This window comes from Crossiella sp. NPDC003009, assembly GCF_053591555.1.
The window spans coordinates 22811-45782 of sequence record NZ_JBSFUA010000010.1 but is presented as its reverse complement, the minus strand read 5'-3'; the positions used below and the strand labels follow the sequence as shown (position 1 = coordinate 45782).

General features: G+C 71.9%; 6 protein-coding genes. 5 read left to right on the top strand and 1 reads right to left on the bottom strand.

Features of this window, described 5'->3' with window-relative positions; genetic code table 11:
* The first annotated feature begins 9 nt into the window (after nt 1–9).
* Genes ACWDY5_RS13760 through ACWDY5_RS13750 form a run of 3 tightly spaced genes read left to right on the top strand, consistent with a single transcriptional unit; the run spans nt 10 to nt 21019 of the window.
* Nucleotides 10–19563, top strand: a complete 19554-nt coding sequence (locus tag ACWDY5_RS13760) for a non-ribosomal peptide synthase/polyketide synthase (RefSeq protein WP_449722555.1) — start codon at nt 10–12, stop codon at nt 19561–19563.
* Complete coding sequence (locus tag ACWDY5_RS13755; RefSeq protein WP_449722554.1) at nt 19560–20816, top strand: MFS transporter; 1257 nt, start codon at nt 19560–19562, stop codon at nt 20814–20816. Before ACWDY5_RS13760 ends, ACWDY5_RS13755 begins: the two co-directional genes overlap by 4 nt.
* Nucleotides 20816–21019, top strand: coding sequence for an MbtH family protein (locus tag ACWDY5_RS13750; RefSeq protein ID WP_252478927.1), 204 nt, complete (start codon nt 20816–20818; stop codon nt 21017–21019). The genes ACWDY5_RS13755 and ACWDY5_RS13750 overlap by 1 nt, the downstream gene beginning before the upstream one ends.
* Before the next feature lie 51 nt (nt 21020–21070).
* On the opposite strand, the gene ACWDY5_RS13745 is transcribed toward ACWDY5_RS13750, so the two are convergent.
* Nucleotides 21071–21430, bottom strand: a complete 360-nt coding sequence (locus tag ACWDY5_RS13745) for an ArsR/SmtB family transcription factor (protein WP_449722553.1) — start codon at nt 21428–21430, stop codon at nt 21071–21073.
* A 72-nt stretch (nt 21431–21502) separates the two neighbouring features.
* On the opposite strand from ACWDY5_RS13745, the gene ACWDY5_RS13740 reads away from it, so the two are divergent.
* Both ACWDY5_RS13740 and ACWDY5_RS13735 read left to right on the top strand, forming a co-directional pair.
* Nucleotides 21503–22270: a hypothetical protein gene (locus tag ACWDY5_RS13740; RefSeq protein WP_449722552.1), complete on the top strand. Its 768-nt coding sequence runs from the start codon at nt 21503–21505 to the stop codon at nt 22268–22270.
* A 107-nt stretch (nt 22271–22377) separates the two neighbouring features.
* A complete protein-coding gene (locus ACWDY5_RS13735; protein WP_449722551.1) occupies nt 22378–22848 on the top strand; it encodes a hypothetical protein in 471 nt (156 codons plus the stop codon).
* Nucleotides 22849–22972 lie beyond the last annotated feature (124 nt).

The following is a 22972-nucleotide window of genomic DNA, read 5'->3' as shown; positions in this document are numbered from 1 at the left end:
CCACCAGCGATGCCGTCGTCGAAACAGAGCCGCACCGCCGCCCTGCCCGCGCACCTGCAGGAGCTGATGCGCAAACGCCTGGCAGGCAAGGCCGAGCGCGCCGACACCATCCCGCCGGCCGAGCGCACCGGTGCGCCGTTACTGCTGTCCTTCGCCCAGCAGCGGCTGTGGTTCCTGCACGAGTTCCAGCCCGGCGGCGCCGAGTACAACAGCGCGCTCGCCCTGCGCCTGCGCGGACCCCTCGATGTAACAAAGCTGGCCGAGGCGGTGTCCGCGCTGGTCGCCCGGCACGAGTCGCTGCGCACCACCTTCGACGAGGTGGACGGCCGCGGCGTGCAGATCACCCACCCGCACCAGGACGTCACCCTGGCCACCGCGAGGACCGACGAGGACCAGCTGCCCGAGCTGCTGGCCGCCGAGTACGCCCGGCCGTTCGACCTGCGCCGCGGCCCGCTGTTCCGGGCCACCCTGTTCGAGCTGGGCGCGCAGGACCACGTGCTGCTGCTGGCCGCGCACCACATCGTCATCGACGGCTGGTCCATGGGCGTGCTCGGCGGCGAGCTGGCCGCCAGCTACGCGGGTGAGACCGAGCTGCCCGAACTGCCGATCCAGTACGCCGACTTCGCGGTCTGGCAGCGAAACCGGCTCGCCGGGGAGGCGCTGGACAAGGAGCTCGCGCACTGGACGGCCAGGCTCAGTGGCGTCGAACCCCTTGCCCTGCCCACTGACCGGCCCCGCCCGGCGGTGCGCACCACGGCTGGCGCGCGGCACGAGTTCGCCTTCCCCGCCGAGGTCAGCGCCAGGTTCGCCGAGCTGGCCCGCGCCGACGAGACCACGCTGTACACCGCGATCGTGGCCGCCACCCAGCTGCTGTTCGCCCGCTACTCCGGGCAGCGGGACATCGCGATCGGCACCGTCACCGCGGGGCGCAACCGGCCCGAGCTGGCCAAGCTGGTCGGCTTCTTCGTCAACACGGTGGTGCTGCGGTCCACTATGGACGAACAGCGGAGCTTCCGTGAGCTGCTGGCCGCGGTCAAGGACACCGTGCTGGACGCCTTCGCCCACGACGAAGCCCCGTTCGATCGCTTGGTGGACGCGGTCGGTGGCGAGCGGGACCTGAGCCGCAACCCGCTGTTCGACGTGATGGTGCTGTTGCAGAACGCCCAGGGCGAGACGCCGCAGTTCGCGGGGCTCGAAGCCGAGCCGATCTCGCTGACCCGTAGCACGGCCAACTTCGACATCACCGCTGAGTTCGAGGAAGGCCCGGACGGCCTGGCCGGGGTGTTCGAGTACAACACCGACCTGTTCGAGGCCAGCACCATCGAGCGGATGACCGGCCACCTGGTCCGCCTGGTCACCGAGGTCGTCGCGCACCCCGACCGGCCGCTGCGCGAGCTTTCCCTGTTGTCCGGCGACGAACGCCACCAGTTGCTCGTGGAGTGGAACGACACCGCCACCGAGCTGCCCACCGGCACCGTGCCCGCGCTGTTCGCCGAGCAGGTCCGGCTCGACCCGGCCGCCGTCGCACTGGTCACCGACCACGGCACCGTCACCCGCGGCGAACTGGCCGAACGGGCGAACCGCCTGGCACACCGGCTGATCGCGCTCGGCGTGCGGCCGGAGCAGCGAGTCAGCGTGCTGGTCGAACGCTCGGTCGAACTCGCGGTCGCCGAACTGGCCGTGCTCATCGCAGGCGCGGCCTACGTGCCGCTGGACCAGCGAGCACCCGCGGACCGACTGCGCATGGTGCTCACCGAGGCACACGCCGAGGTGCTGCTCACCGATCAGACCTGGTACGCCACCGCCACTGATGTCCACAGTGGACACATCGAGCTGGTCGACGGCGACTACACCGCGCACAGCGCCACCCCGCCCGCCGTGCCGGTCGACCCGGCGAACCTGGCCTACGTCATGTTCACCTCCGGCTCCACCGGCCGCCCCAAGGGCGTCGCGGTCTGCCACCGGGACATCGTGGCCCTGGTGCGGGAACACCGCTTCGAGGGCGGGCACGAGCGGGTGCTGCTGCACTCGCCGAGCGCCTTCGACGCCTCCACCTACGAGCTGTGGGTGCCGCTGCTCTCCGGCGGCCAGACCGTGATCGCACCGCCCGGCGACGTGGATGCCGACCTGATCCGCCAGATGATCGGTGAGCGCGGCGTCACCGGCATGTTCCTCACCGCCGGCCTGTTCCGCCTGGTCGCACAGGAAGATCCCGGCTGCTTCGCCGGTGCGCGCGAGGTGTGGACCGGCGGCGACGTCGTGCCTGCCGCCGCGGTCCGCCGGGTGCTCGCCGCCTGCGAAGGGTTGCGGCTCAGCGACGCCTACGGCCCCACCGAAGCCACCACCTACGCGACCCTGCACCAGATGTCCACAGTGGACTCGGTGCCGGACACGGTGCCGATCGGCCGCCCGCTGGACAACATGCGGGTCTACGTGCTCGACGCCCACCTCAACCCGCAGCCCGTCGGCATCCCCGGTGAGCTGTACCTGGCGGGCGAGGGCCTGGCCCGCGGTTACCTGGACCGCCCCGGCCTGACCGCGAGCAGCTTCCTCGCCGACCCGTTCGGCGCACCCGGCACCCGGATGTACCGCACCGGTGACACCGTGCGCTGGAACGGCAACGGAGACCTGGAGTTCCTCGGTCGCGCCGACGACCAGGTCAAGCTGCGCGGTTTCCGGATCGAGCTGGGTGAGATCGAAGCCGCGCTCACCGCGCACGAGTCCGTTACCGAGGCCGTGGTGGTCGTGCGCACCGACAACGGCCAGAAGCGCCTGGTCGCCTACCTGGTCGGCACCGACCTCCCGGACCTGCGCGAGCACCTGCGGGCCGGGCTGCCCGAGTACATGGTGCCCTCGGCCTTCGTCGAGCTCCCCGCGCTGCCGCTGACCGCCAACGGCAAGATCGACCGCCGCGCCCTGCCCGCCCCCGAGGCCGAGGCCACCAGCCGGGAGTACGTCGCCCCGGTCACCGAGACCGAGCGCGTGCTGGCCGAGGTGTGGGCCGAGGTGCTCGGCGTCGAGCGGGTCGGCCTGCGGGACAACTTCTTCTCCCTCGGCGGCGACTCGATCCTGAGCATCCAGGTGGTCTCCCGCGCTCGCCGCGCCGGACTCCGCCTGAGCTCCAAGGACGTGTTCCTGCACCAGAGCATCGCCGAACTGGTCAGCGCGGTGCCGAACCTGGCCGCCGCCGAAGAGACCCCGGTGGAGATCATCGAGGGACCGGCCCCGCTCACCCCGATCCAGCGCTGGTTCTTCGCCGAACACGGCGCACAGCCGCACTTCAGCATGTCCATGACCCTGGAACTGGCCAGGGACACCGACGCCACCGCACTGGGCCAGGCCATCGAAGCCCTGGTGCGGCACCACGACTCGCTGCGCCTGCGCTTCGCGCTGGTGGACGGTCAATGGCAGCAGGACACCGTCGAGACCGAACCACAGCCCGTGTTCCGCGTGGTCGACGTGTCCACAGTGGACGATCAGCAGGGCGCGATGGACGCCGAGGCGCTGACTGTGCAGACCGACCTGCACCCCGGCAGCGGCCCGCTGCTCGGCGCGGTGCTGTTCACCCTCGGCCAGGACCGCGCCCCACAGCTCTTCCTCGCCGTGCACCACCTGGTGGTCGACGGCGTGTCCTGGCGCATCCTGCTCGGCGACCTGGAGTCCGGCTACCGCCAGGCCAAGGCGGGTCAGCCGATCACGCTGGATCCGGTCAGCACCCCGTTCACCCACTGGTCGCACAAGCTCATCGAGCACGTCACCGCCGGTGGCCTGGACGCCGACCTCGCCTACTGGACCGGACAGCTCGGCGCGGTCGAGGCGGACCTGCCGATCGACCGGCCCGGCGCGAACACCGTGGCCAGCACCAAATCCGTCTCGGTCCGGCTGGACGAGGCCACCACTCGCGCCCTGCTCCAGGACGTGCCGGAGGTCTACCGCACCCAGGTCAACGACGTGCTGCTCAGCGCGCTCGGGCACGTGCTGGCCGAGTGGAGCGGCCGCTCCGGCGCGCTGCTGGCCATGGAGGGCCACGGCCGCGAGGAGATCCTGGACGGCATCGACCTGTCCCGCTCGGTCGGCTGGTTCACCTCCCAGTTCCCGCTCGCGCTGACCCTGCCCGCCGAGCACGACTGGGGCGTGGTGCTCAAGTCGGTCAAGGAACAGCTCCGCGCGGTGCCGCACCGCGGCCTGTCCTACGGCGCGCTGCGCTACCTCACCCCGGACAGCCCGCTCGCCGACGGCCCCACGCCGCGGATCAGCTTCAACTACCACGGCCAGTGGGACTCCGGCACCGCGAACCCACAGCACCTGGTGCAGGGCAGGGCAACCCCGCTCGGCCGGGACCAGGCCGCCGAGGAGACCCGCACGCACCTGATCGACATCGCCGGGCTGGTCGACGGCGGCGAGCTGGAGCTCACCTGGCTCTACTCGGCCAACGTGCACGAGGAGCGCACCATCCGCGACCTCGCCGAGAGGATGATGGACGCGCTCCGCGGGATCACCGAGCACTGCGCCACCCCCGGCGCCGGCGGCCGCACCCCCTCGGACTTCCCGCTTGCCGGACTCGACCAGTCCACTGTGGACAGACTGGCCGGGGACGGCCGCGAGGTCGAGGACGTCTACCCGCTCACGCCGTTGCAGGCCGGCATGCTCTTCCACAGCCTGGTCGACGCCGACCGCGGCGCCTACTTCGACCAGGCCAGGATGGACCTGGCCGGGGTCACCGACGTGGACGCGCTGGCCCGCGCCTGGCAGCTGGTGGTGGACCGGACCCCGATCCTGCGCAGCGCGCTGGTCTGGGAGGGCGTGCCCCAGCCGCTCCAGGTGGTGCACCGGCAGGTGCCGCTGCCCATCGCCCGGCACGACCTGCGCGCACTGTCCGAAGTGGACCGCGCACGGGAGCTGGACCGGATCGTGGCGGCCGACCGGGCCGCGGCCATCGACCTCACCGCCCCGCCGCTGCTGCGCCTCACCCTGGCCCGCACCGGCGCGGACGAGGTGGTGCTGGTGTGGAGCTTCCACCACATCCTGCTCGACGGCTGGAGCCTCGGCCAGGTCTTCGCCGAGGTCTGCACCCAGTACGCGGGCCAGATCACCGGCGCCGCGCCGGAACTGCCTGCCCGCAGGCCCTTCCGCGACTACCTCCAGTGGCTGGACCAGCAGGACCCCGCCGCCGCCGAGGCGCACTGGCGGTCCGTGCTGGCCGGGTTCACCAGTCCGACCCCGCTGCCGGTGGACCGCCAGCCAGGACCGAACCACGCCGCCGAGTCCGCCGAACTTCTCGAGCTCGAACTCTCCGCCGAGCAGTCCGCCACGCTCAGCGCGCTGGCCAAGGCCAATGGGCTCACCGTCAACACCCTGGTCCAGGGCGCTTGGGCGCTGCTGCTGTCCCGGTACAGCGGCCAGCGCGACATCGTCTTCGGCACCACCGTCTCCGGCAGGCCGGCCGAGCTGCCCGGGGTCGAGTCGATGGTGGGCCTGTTCATCAACACCGTGCCCACCAGGGTCGACGTCCACAGTGGACAGGACCTGCTGAGCTGGCTGCGCGCCTTGCAGGCCGGGCAGACCGAGTCACGCCGGTTCGACTTCGTCTCGCTGGCCCAGCTGCGCTCCTACAGCGACCTGCCCGGCGGCAGCACGCTGTTCGACAGCATCGTGGTGTTCGAGAACTACCCCTTCGACGACAAGGCCGTGGACGAGACCGGGCTGCGCATCCGCTCGGTCAAGGCGGTGGACACCACCAGCTTCCCGCTCACCCTGAGCGCGTACCTGCTGGACCGCCTCAAGTTCGAGCTCTCCTACGATCCCCAGCTGTTCGACCCGGCCACCGCCAAGGACATCGCGGACCGGCTGGCCCTGCTGCTCACCGAGTTCGGCAGCGCCCCCGACCGACCGGTCGGCCAGGTGCCCTGGCTCACCGAGCAGGAACGGACCACCACGCTGAGGAGGTGGAACGACACCGCGCTGGTCACCAACGGCCAGCTGTACCCGGAGTCCTTCCAGACCAGGGCCGAGGAGTTCCCCGGCCGCACCGCGCTGGTCTTCGGCGACACCAGGTACACCTTCGCCGAGCTGAACGCGCGGGCCAACCGCCTGGCCCACCACCTGATCGGCCTGGGCGCGGGACCGGAACGCCTGGTGGCACTGCGGATGTCGCGCACCGCCGAGTTCGTGGTGGCGCTGCTCGCGGTGCTCAAGACCGGCGCCGCCTACCTGCCGGTGGACCCCGACCAGCCGGTCGACCGAATCGAGTTCCTGCTCAGCGACGCCAACCCGGTGCTGGTGCTCACCGACGACCTGCTCGCCGCCACCGACCTCACCGGCCGGCCGGAGACCGACCCCGGGGTGCGGATCGACCCGGCCAGCCCGGCGTACGTGATCTACACCTCCGGCTCCACCGGCCGCCCCAAGGGCGTGCTGATCGAGCACCGCCAGCTGGCGAACCTGCTGCACGACCACGCCGCCGAGCTGTTCTACCCGGAGACCGGCGGGCAGCCCGCCAGGATCGCGCTGACCGCGGTGTTCTCCTTCGACACCTCGTGGGAGGGCCTGCTCGGCATGGCCTGCGGCCACGAGCTGCACCTCATCGACGAGGACACCCGCCTGGACCCGCGCGCCCTGGTGGACTACGTGGCGGCCAACCGGATCGACTTCCTCGACCTCACCCCGTCCTACGTGCAGCAGCTGCTCCCGGCCGGGCTGCTCACCGATCCCCGGCACCGCCCCAGGGTGCTGATGCTCGGCGGCGAGGCCACCGGCGCCGCGCTGTGGCGGGAGCTGGCCGCCGCGCCGGAGACCACCAGCTACAACTACTACGGCCCCACCGAATGCGCGGTCGACGCGGTCTACTGCCGCCTCGACGCCGCCGCCGGCCCGGTGATCGGCCGGCCCGGCCGCAACCTCCAGGCCTACGTGCTGGACAGCGGCCTGAACCCGGTGCCGGTCGGCGTGCCGGGTGAGCTGTACGTGGCGGGGGAGCAGGTGGCCCGCGGCTACCTCAACCGCCCTGGGCTGACCGCGGACCGGTTCGTGGCCAACCCGTTCGGCGCGCCCGGTTCCCGGATGTACGCCACCGGCGACCGGGTCCGCTGGACCGCGGACGGCCTGCTGGACTACCTGGGCCGCACCGACGACCAGATCAAGATCCGCGGTTTCCGGATCGAGCCCGGCGAGATCGAGTCCGTGCTGGCCGGCGCCGACTGGGCGGCCGAGGTCGCGGTGGTGGCCAGGGAGAACCGCCTGGTCGCCTACCTGGTCCCAGCCGAGCGGGCCCGGATCCCGTCCGTGACCGACCTGCGCGCCTTCGTCGGCGCCCGGCTGCCCGACTACATGGTCCCGGCCGCGTTCGTCACCCTGGACGCGCTGCCGTTGACCCGCAACGGAAAGCTGGACCGGCGCGCGCTGCCCGCCCCCGAGTACACCGCCGCCGAGCACGTCGCTCCGCGCACCGAGAACGAACGCCAGGTCGCGGAGATCTGGGCGGAAGTCCTGGGCCTGCCCAAGGTCGGGGTCACGGACAACTTCTTCGAGCTGGGCGGCGACTCCATCCTCAGCATCCGGGTGATCTCCCGGCTGCGCGCCCTCTTCGGTCCCGAGGTCGCGCCCCGCGCGGTCTTCACCAGCCCCACCGTCGCCGACCTGGTGCGGGTGCTGCCCACCGACGGGTCCACTGTGGACAGCGGTATTCCGGTGCAGCCCAGGGACGGCGCGCTGCCGCTGTCCTTCGCGCAGCAGCGACTGTGGTTCCTGGACCAGTTCGAGCCCGGCGGCCTGGAGTACCTGTCCCCGATCGTGCTGCGCCTGACCGGCGAGCTCGACACCGACCGCCTGCGCGCCGCGCTGACCCGGCTGGTCGAGCGGCACGAACCGCTGCGCACCACCTACACCACCGTCGACGGCCAGGGCCGCCAGCTGATCCAGCCCCCGCACCAGGTCGACCTGCCGGTCGTCGACCTCGACCCGGCCGACCTGGACGCGGCCCTGCTCGCCGAGGCGGGCACCCCGTTCGACCTGGCCGCCGGACCGGTGCTGCGCGCCCGGCTCTACCGGCTGGGCCGGCAGGAGCACGTGCTGCTGGTCCTGGTGCACCACATCGCCACCGACGGCTGGTCCACCGGCGTGCTCACCGCCGAGCTGGACGCCGCCTACACCGGCGCCGAGCTGCCGCCGCTGCCCGTGCAGTACGCCGATTTCGCGGCCTGGCAACGCGAGCAGCTCACCGGCGAGGTGCTCCAGTCCCAGCTCGACTTCTGGCGCAGCCGCCTGGACGGCGTCGAACCGCTGAACCTGCCCACCGACCGCCCGCGCCCGCCGGTGCAGACCCGCAACGGCGCCTACGCCGAACGCCTGCTGCCCGCCGAGGTGACCGGCACGCTCACCGGACTCGGGCGGCAGCACGGCGGCACCCTGTTCACCACCCTGGTCGCGGCCACCCAGCTGCTGCTGCACCGCTGGTCCGGCCAGTCCGACATCGCGCTGGGCACGGTCACCTCCGGCCGCGAGCAGGCCGAGCTGGACCGGCTGGTCGGCTTCTTCGTCAACACCGTGGTACTGCGCTCCACTGTGGACGGACGCGAGTCGGTGACGGGTTTCCTCGGGCAGGTCAGGGACACCGTGCTGGACGCCTTCGCGCACCAGGACCTGCCGTTCGAGCGGGTGGTGGACGAGCTCCAGCCGGCCCGCGACACCAGCCGGACCCCGCTGTGCCAGGCCATGATCGTGCTGCAGAACACCCCCGACCAGCAGCCGCGTCTGGGTGAGCTGGCCGTGACGGAGCTGCCGATGCCGGTGGTGGCGGCCAGCTTCGACCTGCTCTTCCAGTTCGTGGCGACGCCGGAGGGCCTGCACCTGGCGGTCAACTACAACACCGACCTGTTCGACCCGGCCACCGCCGACCGGCTGGCCGAACACCTCGGCCGCCTGCTCACCGCGCTCGGCAGGGACACCGAGGCGCGGCTGGCCGACCTGCCGCTGCTCGGCCCGGCCGAACGCCGCCGGATCCTCACCGAGTGGAACAACACCGGCCAGGAAGCCGCGACCGACACCATCCCGGACCGGTTCGCCGCCCAGGTCTGGGCCAACCCGCAGGCCACCGCGGTCATCGCGGGCGCGGACCGGCTCAGCTACGCCACGCTCGACACCCGCGCCAACCGCCTGGCCCAGCGCCTGCGCACCGCCGGGGTCGGTGTGGAGACCCCGGTCGCGCTGCTGATGGACCGCTCCGCCGACCTGGTGGTCGCGGTGCTGGCCGTCCTCAAGGCAGGCGGCGCCTACGTGCCGCTGGACACCCGCGCCCCGCAGGACCGGCTGCGCACGATCCTGGCCGCCACCGGCGCCCCGGTGCTGATCACCGACGGCGGCTGGGAGAAGACCGGCCACGCCGTCCACAGTGGACAGATCCTGCGCGCAGACCAGCCCGGCGAGGTCCCGCTGCGCGCCGCGCCGATCGTGCACCCGGACAACCTCGCCTACGCCATGCACACCTCCGGCTCCACCGGGGTGCCCAAGGGCGTGGCGATCCGGCACCGGGACGTGGTCGCACTGGCCGCCGACCGCCGGTTCCAGGACGGGCACGAGCGGGTGCTGCTGCACTCGCCGACCGCCTTCGACGCCTCCACCTACGAGCTGTGGGTGCCGCTGCTCAACGGTGGCACCGTGGTGGTGGCCGCACCCGGCGACGTGGACGCCGCCGCCATCCGCGACTACCAGGTCACCGGCCTCTGGCTCACCGCGGGGCTGTTCCGGCTGGCCGCCCAGGAGGACCCCGGCTGCTTCACCGGCGTGCGCGAGGTGTGGACCGGCGGCGACGTGGTGCCAGCCGAGGCGGTGCGCCGGGTGCTGGCCGCCTGCCCAGGACTGACCGTGGTCGATGGCTACGGCCCCACCGAGACCACCACCTTCGCCACCACCCACCGGATGTCCACTGTGGACTCGGTGCCGCCGGTGATCCCGATCGGCGGACCGCTGGACGGCATGCGCGCCTACGTGCTGGACGCACAGCTCCAGCCGGTTCCGGTCGGCGTGCCCGGCCAGCTGCACCTGGCGGGCGCGGGCCTGGCCCGCGGCTACCTGAACCGGCCCGGCCAGACCGCCGAGGTGTTCCTGGCCAACCCGTTCGGCGAACCCGGTTCGCGGATGTACGCCACCGGCGACCAGGTCCGCTGGCTGCCCGACGGCGTGCTCCAGTTCCTCGGCCGCATCGACAACCAGGTCAAGCTGCGCGGTTTCCGGATCGAGCTGGGCGAGATCGAGGCCGCGCTGCTGCGGCACGAGCAGATCAGCGAGGCACTGGTGGAGGTCCGCACCGACCAGGGCCGCAAGCGCCTGGTCGCGTACACCGTGGGCAGCGCGGATGATCTGCGTCCGTTCCTGGCCGGGCAGCTGCCCGACTACATGGTGCCCGCCGCGTTCGTCGCACTGGAGCGCTTCCCGGTCACCGCCAACGGCAAGGTCGACCGCCGTGCCCTGCCCGCCCCGGACATCGAGGCCACCGGCCGGATCGCGCCGCGCACCCCGGTGGAACGCCAGCTCGCCGCGGTGTGGGCCGAGGTGCTCGGCGTGGCCGAGGTCGGGGTCACGGACAACTTCTTCGGCCTCGGCGGCGACTCGATCCTGAGCATCCAGGTGGTCTCCAGGGCCCGGCAGGCCGGGCTGCGGCTGAGTTCCAAGGACATCTTCCTGCACCAGACCATCGCCGAACTGGCCCCCGTGGTGCGCACCGAGGACACCGCGCGCACCAGGGTCGAGCTGACCGGCCCCAGCGCGCTGGGGCCGATCCAGCGCTGGTTCTTCACCACCGAACCCGCGCACCGGCACCACTTCACCATGTCCATGCACCTGGAACTGGCCCCGGACACCGACCCGGCCGCCCTGCGCGCCGCGCTCACCGCGGTGGTCGAGCACCACGAGGCGTTGCGCATCCGGTTCAGCGAGCACAACGGCGAGTGGCGGCAGGACGTCGGCGAGTCCGGCGAGTTCTTCTCCAGCCACGACCCGGCCACGCTGGCCGAGGCCGCGGCTGAAGCCCAGGCCAATTTTGACCTGGAGCGCGGACCGCTGTTCCGGGCGCTGCTCTTCGGCGCGGACCGGCTGTTCCTGGTGGTGCACCACCTGGTCATGGACGGCGTGTCCTGGCGGGTACTGCTCGGTGACCTGGACACCGCCTACCGGCAGGCCGTCGCCGGGCAGCCGATCCGGCTGGACCCGGTCGGCACCGGCTTCCGCGAATGGACCCACCTGCTCGCCGAACACACCGCGGGCGGTGGCTTCGACGCCGACCTCGCACACTGGACCGCACTGTCCACAGTGGACGCTGAGTTGCCGGTGGATCGAGACGGCGAGAACACCACCGAGTCCACCCGCACCGTGTCCGTCCAGCTCGACCGGGCCACCACGGACGCGCTGCTGCACCAGGTCCCCGACGTCTACCGCACCCAGGTCAACGACGTGCTGCTCAGCGCGCTCGGCGCCGCGCTCACCGGCTGGACCGGCCGGGACCGGGTGCTGGTCGCGCTGGAGGGCCACGGCCGGGAGGAGATCCTGGACGGGGTCGACCTTTCCCGGACGGTCGGCTGGTTCACCACCCAGTTCCCGGTCCCGCTCGGCGCGGACGGCGATTGGGGGAGGGTGCTCAAGACGGTCAAGGAACGCCTCCGCGCCGTGCCGCACCGCGGCCTCAGCTACGAGGCCCTGCGCCGACTCCGCGCGGACAGCCCGCTGGCCGCCGACCCGGACCCGCTGATCAGCTTCAACTACCACGGCCAGTTCGAGGTCGCCGGGGCAGGCGACGGCCTGGTCCGTGGCCAGGGCGAGAGCCTCGGCAGCGACAGTGCGCCGGAGTCCGCCCGCGCCTACCTGGTCGACGTGGTCGGCGCGGTCACCGGCGGCGAGCTGCACCTGTCCTGGCAGTACTCGGCGAACATCCACCAGGAGCAGACCATCCGCGCGGTCGCCGAGCGGATGACCGCAGCCCTCCAGGAGATCGTCGCGCACTGCGCCACCCCCGGGGCCGGTGGCCGCACCCCGTCCGACTTCCCGCTGGCCGGACTCGACCAGTCCACAGTGGACCGGCTGGCCGGGGACGGGCGCGAGGTCGAGGACATCTACCCGCTCACGCCGTTGCAGGCCGGCATGCTCTTCCACAGCCTGGTGGACACCGAGGGCGGCGCGTACGTCGACCAGGCCAGGTTGCGGCTGACCGGGGTGAGCGACCCGCGTGCGCTCGGCCAGGCCTGGCAGCGGGTGGTCGACCGGACCCCCGTGCTGCGCAGCCACCTCGAATGGCAGGGCCTTGACCAGCCCGTTCAGGTCGTGCACCGCCGGATCGAGCTGCCGGTGGAATATTTCGACTGGCGGGCTCTGTCCGAAGAGGACACCCGGACAGAGCTGGATCGACTGCTCGCTGAGGACCTGGCCGCCGGGGTCGACGTCACCAAGGCGCCGCTGCTGCGCCTGATGATCGCCCGGCTCGGCGCGGACGAGGTGCTGCTCGTCTGGACCTCGCACCACGTGCTGCTGGACGGCTGGAGCACCTCCGCGGTCTTCGCCGAGGTCTCCGAGCAGTACGCCGCCATCACCGGTGGCCGCGAACCCGAGCTGTCGCCGCGCCGCCCGTTCCGCGAGTACCTCCAGTGGCTGGCCGGGCAGGACTTGGCCGCGGCCGAGGAGTTCTGGCGGCAGGCGCTGTCCGGAGTGGACAGTGCGACCGCACTGCCCTTCGACCGGCAGCCGCTGGAGGCGCACCGCGCCGAGTCCACCGGCGAGCTGGCCCACCACCTCAGCACCGAGGAGTCCGCGCGGCTGCACGAGGTGGCCAAGCGCAACGGGCTCACCGTCAACACCCTGGTGCAGGGCGTGTGGGCGCTGCTGCTGTCCCGGCACAGCGGCCAGCGCGACATCGTCTTCGGCAGCATCGTCTCCGGCCGCCCGGCCGAGCTGCCCGGGGTCGAGTCCATGGTCGGCATGTTCATCAACACCGTGCCCACCAGGGTCCGGGTGGCGCCGGAGCGGCCGCTGCTGCCCTGGCTGCGCGAGCTCCAGGCCGAGCAGTCCGAGGCCAGGCGGTTCGACTTCGTCTCGCTGAACCAGGTGCAGGGCTGGAGTGAGATCCAGGGCAACCTGTTCGACAGCATCGTGGTCTTCGAGAACTACCCCCTCGGCGACGACTCCCTGGACGGCGCGCCCAAGGTGGGCCAGGTCGACATGGTGGACACCACCACCCTGCCGCTGGCCCTGGCCGCCTTCCTGGACGAGCGGCTGCGGCTGGAGCTCTCCTACGACCCCCGGCTGTTCGACGAGGCCACCGTGCGCCGCCTGCTGGACCAGACCGCGCTGCTGCTCACCGAGCTGGCCGCGCGGCCGGAGCGCACCCTCGCCGAGCTGCCTTGGCTGTCCACACAGGACCGTCAGCTGGTGCTGCGGGAATGGAACGACACCGCGGGCGAGCTGCCCTCGGCCACCTTCCCTGCCATGTTCGAGGCGCAGGTCCGGCGCACGCCACAGGACCTGGCGCTGGTTTCCGGGGACACCCGGATCACCTTCGACGAGCTGAACACGCGGGCCAACCGGTTGGCCCGTCAGCTCGTCGTCCAAGGTGCGGGGCCGGAGCGCATCGTCGCGGTCGCTCTGCCCCGCACCGCTGACCTGGTGGTGGCGGTCCTGGCCGTGTGGAAGGCCGGGGCCGTCTACCTGCCCGTCGACCCGCAGCTGCCACCGGAGCGGATCGACACCCTGCTGGCCGACGCCCGGCCCGCGGTGACCCTGACCGAGCAGCTGTACCACTCGGCCGAGTTCACCGCGGCCACCGCGATCCAGGACGGCCACGACCTGGACAGTCCACTTCGGATGGACAATGCGGCCTACGTCATCTACACCTCCGGCTCCACCGGCAGGCCCAAGGGCGTCAGCGTCGAACACCACAGCCTGGTCAACCTGCTGCTCAACCACCGCGCGGACTTCGTGGCCGCGGCGGGCGGGCGGCTGCGGGTGGCCACCACCGCGGTGTTCTCCTTCGACACCTCGCTGGAAGGCCTGGTGCTGCTGGCCGACGGGCACGAGCTGCACCTGGTCGCCGACGAGGTCCGGCTGGACCCGAGGGCGCTGGTGGACTACGTGCGGACCGAGCGGATCGACTTCCTCGACCTCACCCCGTCCTACGTGCAGCAGCTCATCCCGGCCGGACTCCTGGCCGGCAAGCACAAGCCGAAGGTGCTGATGCTCGGCGGCGAGGCCCTCGGCGAGGCGCTGTGGACCGAGCTGAGCGGCGCGGAGACGGCCGGCTACAACTTCTACGGCCCCACCGAGTGCACCGTGGACGCCTTGTCCTGCAAGGTCGAAGGCGAGCGCCCGGTGATCGGCCGCCCGCTGCGCAACCTTCAGGCCTACGTGCTCGACCCGGCGCTCCAACCGGTGCCGGTGGGCGTGGCCGGGCAGCTGTACCTGGCGGGGGAGCAGGTCGCCAGGGGCTACCTGCACCGCCCCGGCCTGACCGCGGACCGGTTCCTGGCCAACCCGTTCGGCGGGCCCGGCTCCCGGATGTACGCCACCGGCGACCTGGTGCGCTGGCGGGCCGACGGCAACATCGAGTTCCTCGGCCGCACCGACGAGCAGGTCAAGATCCGCGGGTTCCGGATCGAACCCGGTGAGATCGAGGCCGCGCTCACCGCGCTGCCGGCGGTCACCGCGGCGGCCGTGATCGCCCGCGAGGACCAGCCCGGCGTCCAGCGCCTGGTGGCCTACCTGGTCGGGCAAGAGGTCCCGGCAGCTGAGCTGCGCGCGGAGCTCGGCCGCACCCTGCCCGAGTACATGGTCCCGGCCGCGTTCGTCAACCTGGACGCGCTGCCGTTGACCCGCAACGGAAAGCTGGACCGGCGCGCACTCCCCGCACCCGAGTACACCAGCGCCGACACCGAGTACCTGGCCCCGCGCACCGCCACCGAAGCGGCCATCGCACGGGTCTGGGCCGAGGTGCTCGGCGCCGAGCGGGTGGGCGCGCGGGACAACTTCTTCGAGCTGGGCGGCGACTCCATCCTGAGCATCAAGGCGGTGTCCAGGCTGGGTGCGGAGCTCGGCACGGACGTCTCGCCGCGGCTGGTGTTCAGCCACCCCACGGTGGAACGGCTCGCCGCGGTGGTCGGCACCGAGACCAGGGAACGGATCCCGGCGGTGCCGCGCACCGGCGCGCTGCCGCTGTCCTTCGCCCAGCAGCGGCTGTGGTTCCTGGACGAGTTCGAGCCGGACAGCGCCGCCTACATCTCGCCGACCGCGCTCAGCCTGGACGGCGAGCTCGACCTGCCCGCGCTGCGCACCGCGCTCACCGGACTCATCGGCCGGCACGAGTCGCTGCGCACCACCTTCTCCTCGGTGGACGGCCGCGGCGTCCAGGTCGTGCACGAGCCCGCCGAGGCGGAACTGGACCTGGTCGACCTGACCGCCGACCCGGACGCGCTGACCGCGCTGTTGCAGCAGGAAGCCGCCCGGCCGTTCAACCTGCGGCACGGGCCGCTGCTGCGGGCCAAGCTGTTCCGGCTGGCCGCCGACCGGCACGTGCTCAGCCTGATGCTGCACCACATCGTCACCGACGGCTGGTCCACCGGCGTGCTGCTCGGCGAGCTGGGTGAGCTGTACCGGGCCGCCGTGCTCGGTGAACAGCCCGAGCTGCCCGCGCTGCCGATCCAGTACGCCGACTTCGCGGTGTGGGAACGGGCCAACCTGGCCGGGGCCGCGCTCACCGAGCAGCTGACCTACTGGCAGTCCACATTGGACGGTGCGGTGCCGCTGGAGCTGCCGACCGACCGGCCCCGGCCGCCGGTGCGCACCAGCACCGGCGCCGAACACGAGCTCGCGATCCCGGTAGAGGTCACCAGCGCGCTGCGCGAGCTCGGCCGGACGCACGGCGGCACGTTGTTCACCACGCTGCTGGCAGCCACCCAGCTGGTGCTGCACCGCTGGTCGGGCCAGGACGACATCTCGGTTGGCACCGTGGTCTCCGGCCGGGAACGGCCCGAGCTGGAACGGCTGATCGGGTTCTTCGTCAACACCCTGGTACTGCGCTCCACAGTGGACGGACAGCGGTCCTTCACCGAGTTCCTCGGCCAGGTCAGGGAGACCGTGCTGGGCGCGTTCGCGCACCAGGAGGTCCCGTTCGAGCGGGTGGTGGACCACCTCCAGCCCGAACGCGACACCAGCCGCACGCCGCTGTTCCAGGCCATGGTGGTGCTGCAGAACACCCCGCACTCCGGCATCGACCTGCCCGGCCTCGCCGTGGACAACGTGCCACTGCCGCTGGTCAACGCCAGCTTCGACCTCACCGTGGAGTTCGTCGAGCACGAGGGCGGCCTGCACACCGCGATCACCTACAACGCCGACCTGTTCGACCCCGGCACCATCGCCCGCTTCGGTGAGCACCTCGGCGTGCTGCTGGCCGGGATCGCCGAGGACCCGGCCCGGCCGGTGGCGGAACTGCCGCTGCTCAGCGAGGCCGAACGCGACCGGCTGCGGTGGGACTGGAATGACACCGACCACCCGGTGGCCCCGGCTACCCTGGCCGAGCTGATCGAGGTCCAGGTCCAGCGCACCCCGGACGCCCCGGCGGTGATCAGTCCACAAGGGACGGTCAGCTTCGCCGAGCTGAACGCCCGCGCCAACCGGCTGGCCCGCTTCCTGGTCCAGCGCGGGGCCGGTCCGGAGCGGATCGTGGCGCTCGCGCTGCCCCGCTCGGCCGAGATCATCATGGCCGAGCTGGCCGTGCTCAAGGCAGGCGCGGCCTTCCTGCCGGTGGACCCGGCCTACCCGGCCGAGCGGATCGAGTTCATGCTCGCCGACGCGGACCCGGTGCTGGTGATCGACGAGGACTTCCTCGCCGCCACCCAGTCCACAGTGGACGCGTGCCCGGCGGCGAACCTGCCCAACACGGTCGCGCTGTCCAACGCCGCCTACGTCATCTACACCTCCGGCTCCACCGGCAAACCCAAGGGCGTGCTGGTCTCGCACCGGGGGCTGGCCGGGTTCTCCGCGGCCGAGATCGACCGGTTCGAGGTCCGGCCGGGCGACCGGGTGCTGGAGTTCGCCTCGCCCAGCTTCGACGCCTCGGTGCTGGAACTGTGCCTGGCGCTGCCCGCCGGGGCCGCGCTGGTGGTGCCGCCGCCGGGGCCGCTGCTCGGGCAGCAGCTCGCGGACGTGCTGCGCGAGCAGCGGGTCACGCACGCGCTGATCCCGCCGGCCGCGCTGGCCACCGTGCCCGAGGCCGAGCTGCCCGAGCTCCGCACGCTGGTCGTCGGTGGCGACGCCTGCTCGGCGGACCTGGTGGCCCGCTGGGCACCCGGCCGTCGCATGATCAACGCCTATGGGCCGACCGAGTCCACCGTGGTCGCCACCTGGAGCGAACCCCTTGTGCCAGGCGGTATTCCGCCGATCGGCAAGCCGATCTGGAACACCAGGGTGCACGTGCTCGACCAGCGGCTGCGGGAGGTGCCGATCGGGGTGCCCGGTGAGCTGTACGTGGCAGGGGACGGCCTGGCCCGCGGCTACCTCAACCGTGCCGGGCTGACCGCGGACCGCTTCCTGGCCAACCCGTTCGGCCCGATCGGCAGCCGGATGTACCGCACCGGCGACGTGGTCCGCTGGACCGCCGACGGGCAGCTGGAGTTCATCGGCAGGGCCGACGACCAGGTCAAGATCCGTGGTTTCCGGATCGAGCTCGGCGAGGTGGAGTCGGTGCTGCTGCGCCACCCCTACCTGGCCGAGGCGGTGGCCGAGGTGCACGTGGACGGATCGCGGAAACGCCTGGTCGCCTACGTGGTCCCGGCCGGTGGCCAGGTCTCCGCGCTGGAGCTGCGCGAGTTCGCCGCGGCCACCCTGCCGGACTACATGGTGCCCTCCTCGATCACCGTGCTGGACCGGCTGCCGTTGAGCCCCAACGGCAAGGTCGACCGCAAGGCGCTGCCCGCACCCGAGTACGCGCCGGAGCTCACCGCCGCCTACCGCGCGCCGGAGACGCCCGCGGAGAAGGCGCTGGCCGAGATCTGGGCCGAGGTGCTCGGCCTGGCCAGGGTCGGCACCTCGGACAACTTCTTCGAGCTGGGCGGCGACTCGATCCTGACCATCCAGGTGGTGTCCAGGGCGCACAAGGCGGGTTACGCCTTCACCACCAAGGACCTGTTCGGCAACCAGACCATCGGCGCGCTGGCCAAGGTGGCCACCGAGATCGAAGCCGGACAGGCCGGTCAGGCACCCGCGGTCGGTGCGGTGCCGCTGACCCCGATCCAGGACTGGTTCTTCGGCGCCTACCAGGCCAACCCGCACCACTTCAACCAGTCCGCACTGGTCGAACTGGACCACACCGCCGATCCGGCCGCGCTGGACAACGCCCTGCAGGCGCTGGTGGAGCACCACGACGCGCTGCGCATGCTGTTCGAGCAGGTCGACGGCCAGTGGCACCAGTACAACCCGCCCTTCACCCCCGGTGAGATCCTGCGCCGCCACGATTTGTCCACAGTGGACCCGTCGGAGCGGCGGGCCGCGATGGAGCGGGTGGCCGACGAGGTGCACGCGAGCTTCAACCTCGGCGAGAGCCCGCAGCTCAAGGCGGTGCTCTTCGACTGCGGCCCGGCCCGCCCGCACCTGTTCCTCGCGGTGCACCACGCGGTGGTGGACGGGGTGTCCTGGCGGGTGCTGCTGGACGACCTGGAGACCGCCTACCAGCAGGCCGCGCGCGGGGCCAAGGTCGACCTCGGCCCGCGCTCGACCTCCTTCCGGGACTGGGCGATCCGGCTGTCCGAGCACGTCGCCAGTGGTGGTCTCGACCACCAGTTGACGCACTGGACCAAGGCCCTTGACGGCGCGCCGCTGCCGGTGGACCACCAGGACCGGCCGGTCGCCGAACCGGGCACGGTGTCGGTGGAGCTGAGCCGGCCGGACACCGAGGCGCTGCTGTTCGCCGCGCCCACGGTGTACCGCACCCGGATCAACGACGTGCTGCTCACCGCGCTGGCCTGGGCGATCAGCCGGTGGACCGGCAGCGAACGGGTCTCCATCGACCTGGAGGGCCACGGCCGCGAGGAGATCCTGGACGGTGTCGACCTCTCCCGGACGGTCGGCTGGTTCACCACCATGTTCCCGGTCGGCCTGGAGGTCCCGGCGACCGGCGAGACCAACTGGCGGACGCTGATCAAGTCGGTGCGGCGGCAGTTGCGCGCGGTGCCGGACAACGGCTTCGGCTTCGGCGCGCTGCGCCACCTCGGCTCACCCGAGGTGCGGGCACAGCTGGCCGCCGACGACCGGAAACCGCAGATCGTGTTCAACTACCTGGGCCAGTGGGACAGCGCGGTCCGCGGCGAGGCCGAGGAGGGCCTCTACCACACCGCGCATGGCTCGATCGGCCAGGAGGAGGACCACGCCAACCAGGGCGAGCACCTGCTCGAGGTGGTCGGCGCGGCAGGCGGCGGTCAGCTCCGGTTCGCCTGGCACTACCGGCCGGACCGACATGATCAGTCCACAGTGGAGCGGGTCGCCGCTGACTTCCAGGCTGCGCTGGAGCACATCGCCAGGGACTGCGGGGGCAAGCAGTGAGCACCAGCACCGACACCCGGCCGGTTCCGCTGTCCCGCAACCGGAACTACCAGCTGCTGTGGGTCAGCCAGGCCAGCGCCGAACTGGGCGTCAACATCACCACCATCGCCTTCCCGCTGCTGGTGCTGGCACTCACCGGCTCACCGTCGGCCGCCAGCCTGGTGCTGGTGACCATGTCCGCGGCCCGGCTCCTCGTCGGGCTGCCGGCCGGCGCGCTGGCCGACCGGTGGAACCGCAAGGCGGTGATGGTGCTGTGCGAGGCCGCGCAGGCGGTCGCCGCGGGCAGCCTGGTGCTGGCGCTGTGGTGGGACGTGGCCACCGTGCCGCACATGGTCGCGGTGGCCGCGGTGATCGGCGTGGCCGCCGCGCTGTTCGAGCCCGCCGAGGAAGCCACCCTGCCCAACCTGGTGCCGGCCGAGCAGCTCGGCACGGCGGTGTCGATCAACGCCGCCCGCGGCTACCTGGCCCAGCTGCTGGGCACCGCGGCCGGTGGGTTCTTGTTCGCGGTCGGCCGGGTGGTGCCGTTCCTGGTGGACCTGATCAGCCACACCATCGCCTTCCTCGGCCTGTTGTTCCTGCGGATGCCCAAGCAGGAACGGAAGTCCGCGCCGGTCGGCCAGCTCGGCAGCGAGATCGTCACCGGGGTGCGCTGGGTGTGGCAGCAGCGTCCACTTCGGACGATGGCGCTGTGCGCGGTGCTGCTCAACCTGTTCTTCACCGCGTTCTACCTGGTGGTGATCATCCTGGCGCAGACCAGGAACGTGCCCTCCGGCGAGATCGGCGTGATGGCCTCGCTGCTTGGCGTCGGCGGACTGCTCGGCGCACTGGCCGCGCCGCTGCTGCACCGGCTGATCAGCCCCGCGGTGTCCATCATCGGCGTGTTCTGGGTGCTCGCCGCGCTGACCCCGCTGACCATCTGGATCAACAGCGGCTACCTGATGGGCCTGCTGTTCGCGGGCATGGCCTTCACCCTGCCCGCGGCCAACACCACGATCAGCACCTACCAGCTGCTGCTCACCCCCGACGAGCTGCGCGGCAGGCTCGGCGGCGTGATGGGCGTGGCCACCGGCGTCGCGGGCACCGCTGGTCCCGCGCTCGGCGGTGTGCTGATGGAGCTGCTGCCCGCCACCACCGCGGTGTTGGTGTGCACCGGCGGCATCGCGCTGACCGCGTTGCTGGTCACGCTGAGCCCCACGTTGAGGAACTTCCCCCGGCCGGAGACGGCCACCACCACTGAGGAAAGGGCAAGTTGATGTCTGAGGACGGCAAGTACCAGGTGCTGGTCAACGACGAGGAGCAGTACTCGCTGTGGCCGGTGGGCACCGAGCTGCCGGCCGGGTGGCGGGCGGTCGGCAAGCAGGGCACCAAGGACGAGTGCATGCGGCACGTGGACGAGGTGTGGACCGACATGCGTCCGAAGAGCCTGCGCGAGCGGATGGACAACGGGGCTCGCTGAATCGGGACCGGGGACGCCGCACGGCCGGCGTCCCCGGCCCGCGAGCGGTGGTCAGTCCGCGGAACTGAGCACGGCGGCCACCAGACCGGGGAACCTGGTGTCCAGCTCGGCGATGCGCAACGTGTTCATCCGCTGCCTGCCCTCGTCGTACTGGCGGATGAGGCCGCCCTTGCGCAGGGCGCGGAAGTGGAAGCTCAGGGTCGACGCGGCGACCGGGAGCCCGAACGTGCCGCACGGGCGGTCGCCTTCGGCCTGGAGCAGCCGGATGATCGCGCGGCGGGTGGGGTCGGCGAGGGCGTGCAGCACGTCGTCGACGGTGATCTCGTCGAGTTCGGGGTGCGAGACGCCGGTCCAGCGGCCGAGGGGCACGAGCCTCTCCTCCCTGGCGAGGTTCTCCAGTCTTTTCGACACTTCACGAAGACTCTACCCCCGACCCGGTCTATTCGTTGGGCATCGAATAGACCGGATGGAAAGGCTCCGCCCATGCGATCCCGTCAGGTGATCCTGTCCGCCGTCGCCGTCATCGCACTCCTCGCCGCATCCGGGCAGGCTTCGGCCGCGCCCGGCGGCGCACATCCGCATCCGACCCCCTTCGGTCCGCAGCGGCCGCACGAGCCCGCCGTGGCGGGCCCGGTCAACATCGACAAGGGGTCCGTGACCTACGCCAGGGACGGTGGTTCCCGGTTCGGGGTCACCGTCTCCTTCACCAGTCTGCGCTCCACCACCACCGGGGTGGAGCCGGCCGCGGCCCGGCAGTTCGTGTTCCTGTTCGACCGCTCGGTGCACTTCAGCCCCCACCTGTTCCCGGCCTGTGATCGATCGGTCATCGCGGAGCGGGGCCCGGCGGCCTGCCCGCGGGGCTCCCAGGTCGGTTCCGGCCGGGCGGTGTTCCACCGCGGCGGCGAAAGCGAGGTGCTGGTCTTCAACACCGTCTTGGGCAAGGGCAGGCGCGGCGTCCTGATCCACATTCCGGCCACCGGCGCCATCCTGGAGAACACCCTGGAGCGGGTGGTTGGCGACTACCGGGAATCCTATGGCTGGGGCCTGGACGAGATCCTGCCGGTGAGTGACATCCCGCCACAGGAGCGGCCCAGCACCAAGGAGTTCTACGTGACGTTCGGAACTGTCCACAAAGGACAGAGCTTCGTGCGGAGCTTCGCGCGGCCGGGCGCCAGGCTGTCGGTCGGGGTGTGGAGCGAGTACGTGACCGGCCAGACCACCCTCACCGAGGGCACGGCGGTGCGGCCGTGACGGTCTGATCCGCGCTGGTAGATCAGCGGGCTTCTAACGGGGCTCGCTGACCCCGGACCGGGGACGCCGCACGGCCGGCGTCCCCGGCTCCGTGCGAGGATCGCCGGATGGGGCGGATCCTGTGCATCGGACGAGGCGGCAACCTGGCGGCGGCGGACTGGGCCGTCATCGGTCCCGCCGACCGCGCGACCCGGCAGCTGCTGCGGGACCGGGGCATTCGCGCGTTCCTGGAGCTCGGCCCGATCGGTGACCGCGCGGAGCTGGTCGAGCAGGTCGAGCGGATCACCGAGCTGGTGGCGGAGCTGGCGCCGGCGGGCATCGCGCTGCGCCTGGCGCACGCCGAGCTGGACGCGGAGGTCGCCGCGAACATCCAGTCCGCCGCCGAGGCGGTCGACCCGGCGGTGGAGATGCTGCTGATCTGCGCCCGGGAGCCCGACTTCGCGGCGCTGGACGAGTTCGCCGACCACTACGCCATTCCCGGCGCGGACGCCAAGATCCGGCACCGGACTTTGCGCACCGTGCTGACATTCACCCCTGGCTCGGCCAAGCAGGTCGACGGCGTCTACGTGCCGCACTAGGTAGAGCCTGCCCCACCCCCGGGCGGGAGTGGTCTGGACCCTCGATGCGGGTGCTGTCTGGCTGGGTCGGCGCGGCCGGAGTTCCTAGCCTTGTGATCACCGGCCACCGAGTAGCGGCGGCCGG

Excerpts from the sequence above, each read along its gene's own strand:
- ACWDY5_RS13760 (WP_449722555.1), top strand. The coding sequence starts at position 10 with ATGCCGTCGTCGAAACAGAGCCGCACCGCCGCCCTGCCCGCGCACCTG.
- ACWDY5_RS13750 (WP_252478927.1), top strand. The coding sequence starts at position 20,816 with ATGTCTGAGGACGGCAAGTACCAGGTGCTGGTCAACGACGAGGAGCAG.
- ACWDY5_RS13740 (WP_449722552.1), top strand. The coding sequence starts at position 21,503 with ATGCGATCCCGTCAGGTGATCCTGTCCGCCGTCGCCGTCATCGCACTC.
- ACWDY5_RS13735 (WP_449722551.1), top strand. The coding sequence starts at position 22,378 with ATGGGGCGGATCCTGTGCATCGGACGAGGCGGCAACCTGGCGGCGGCG.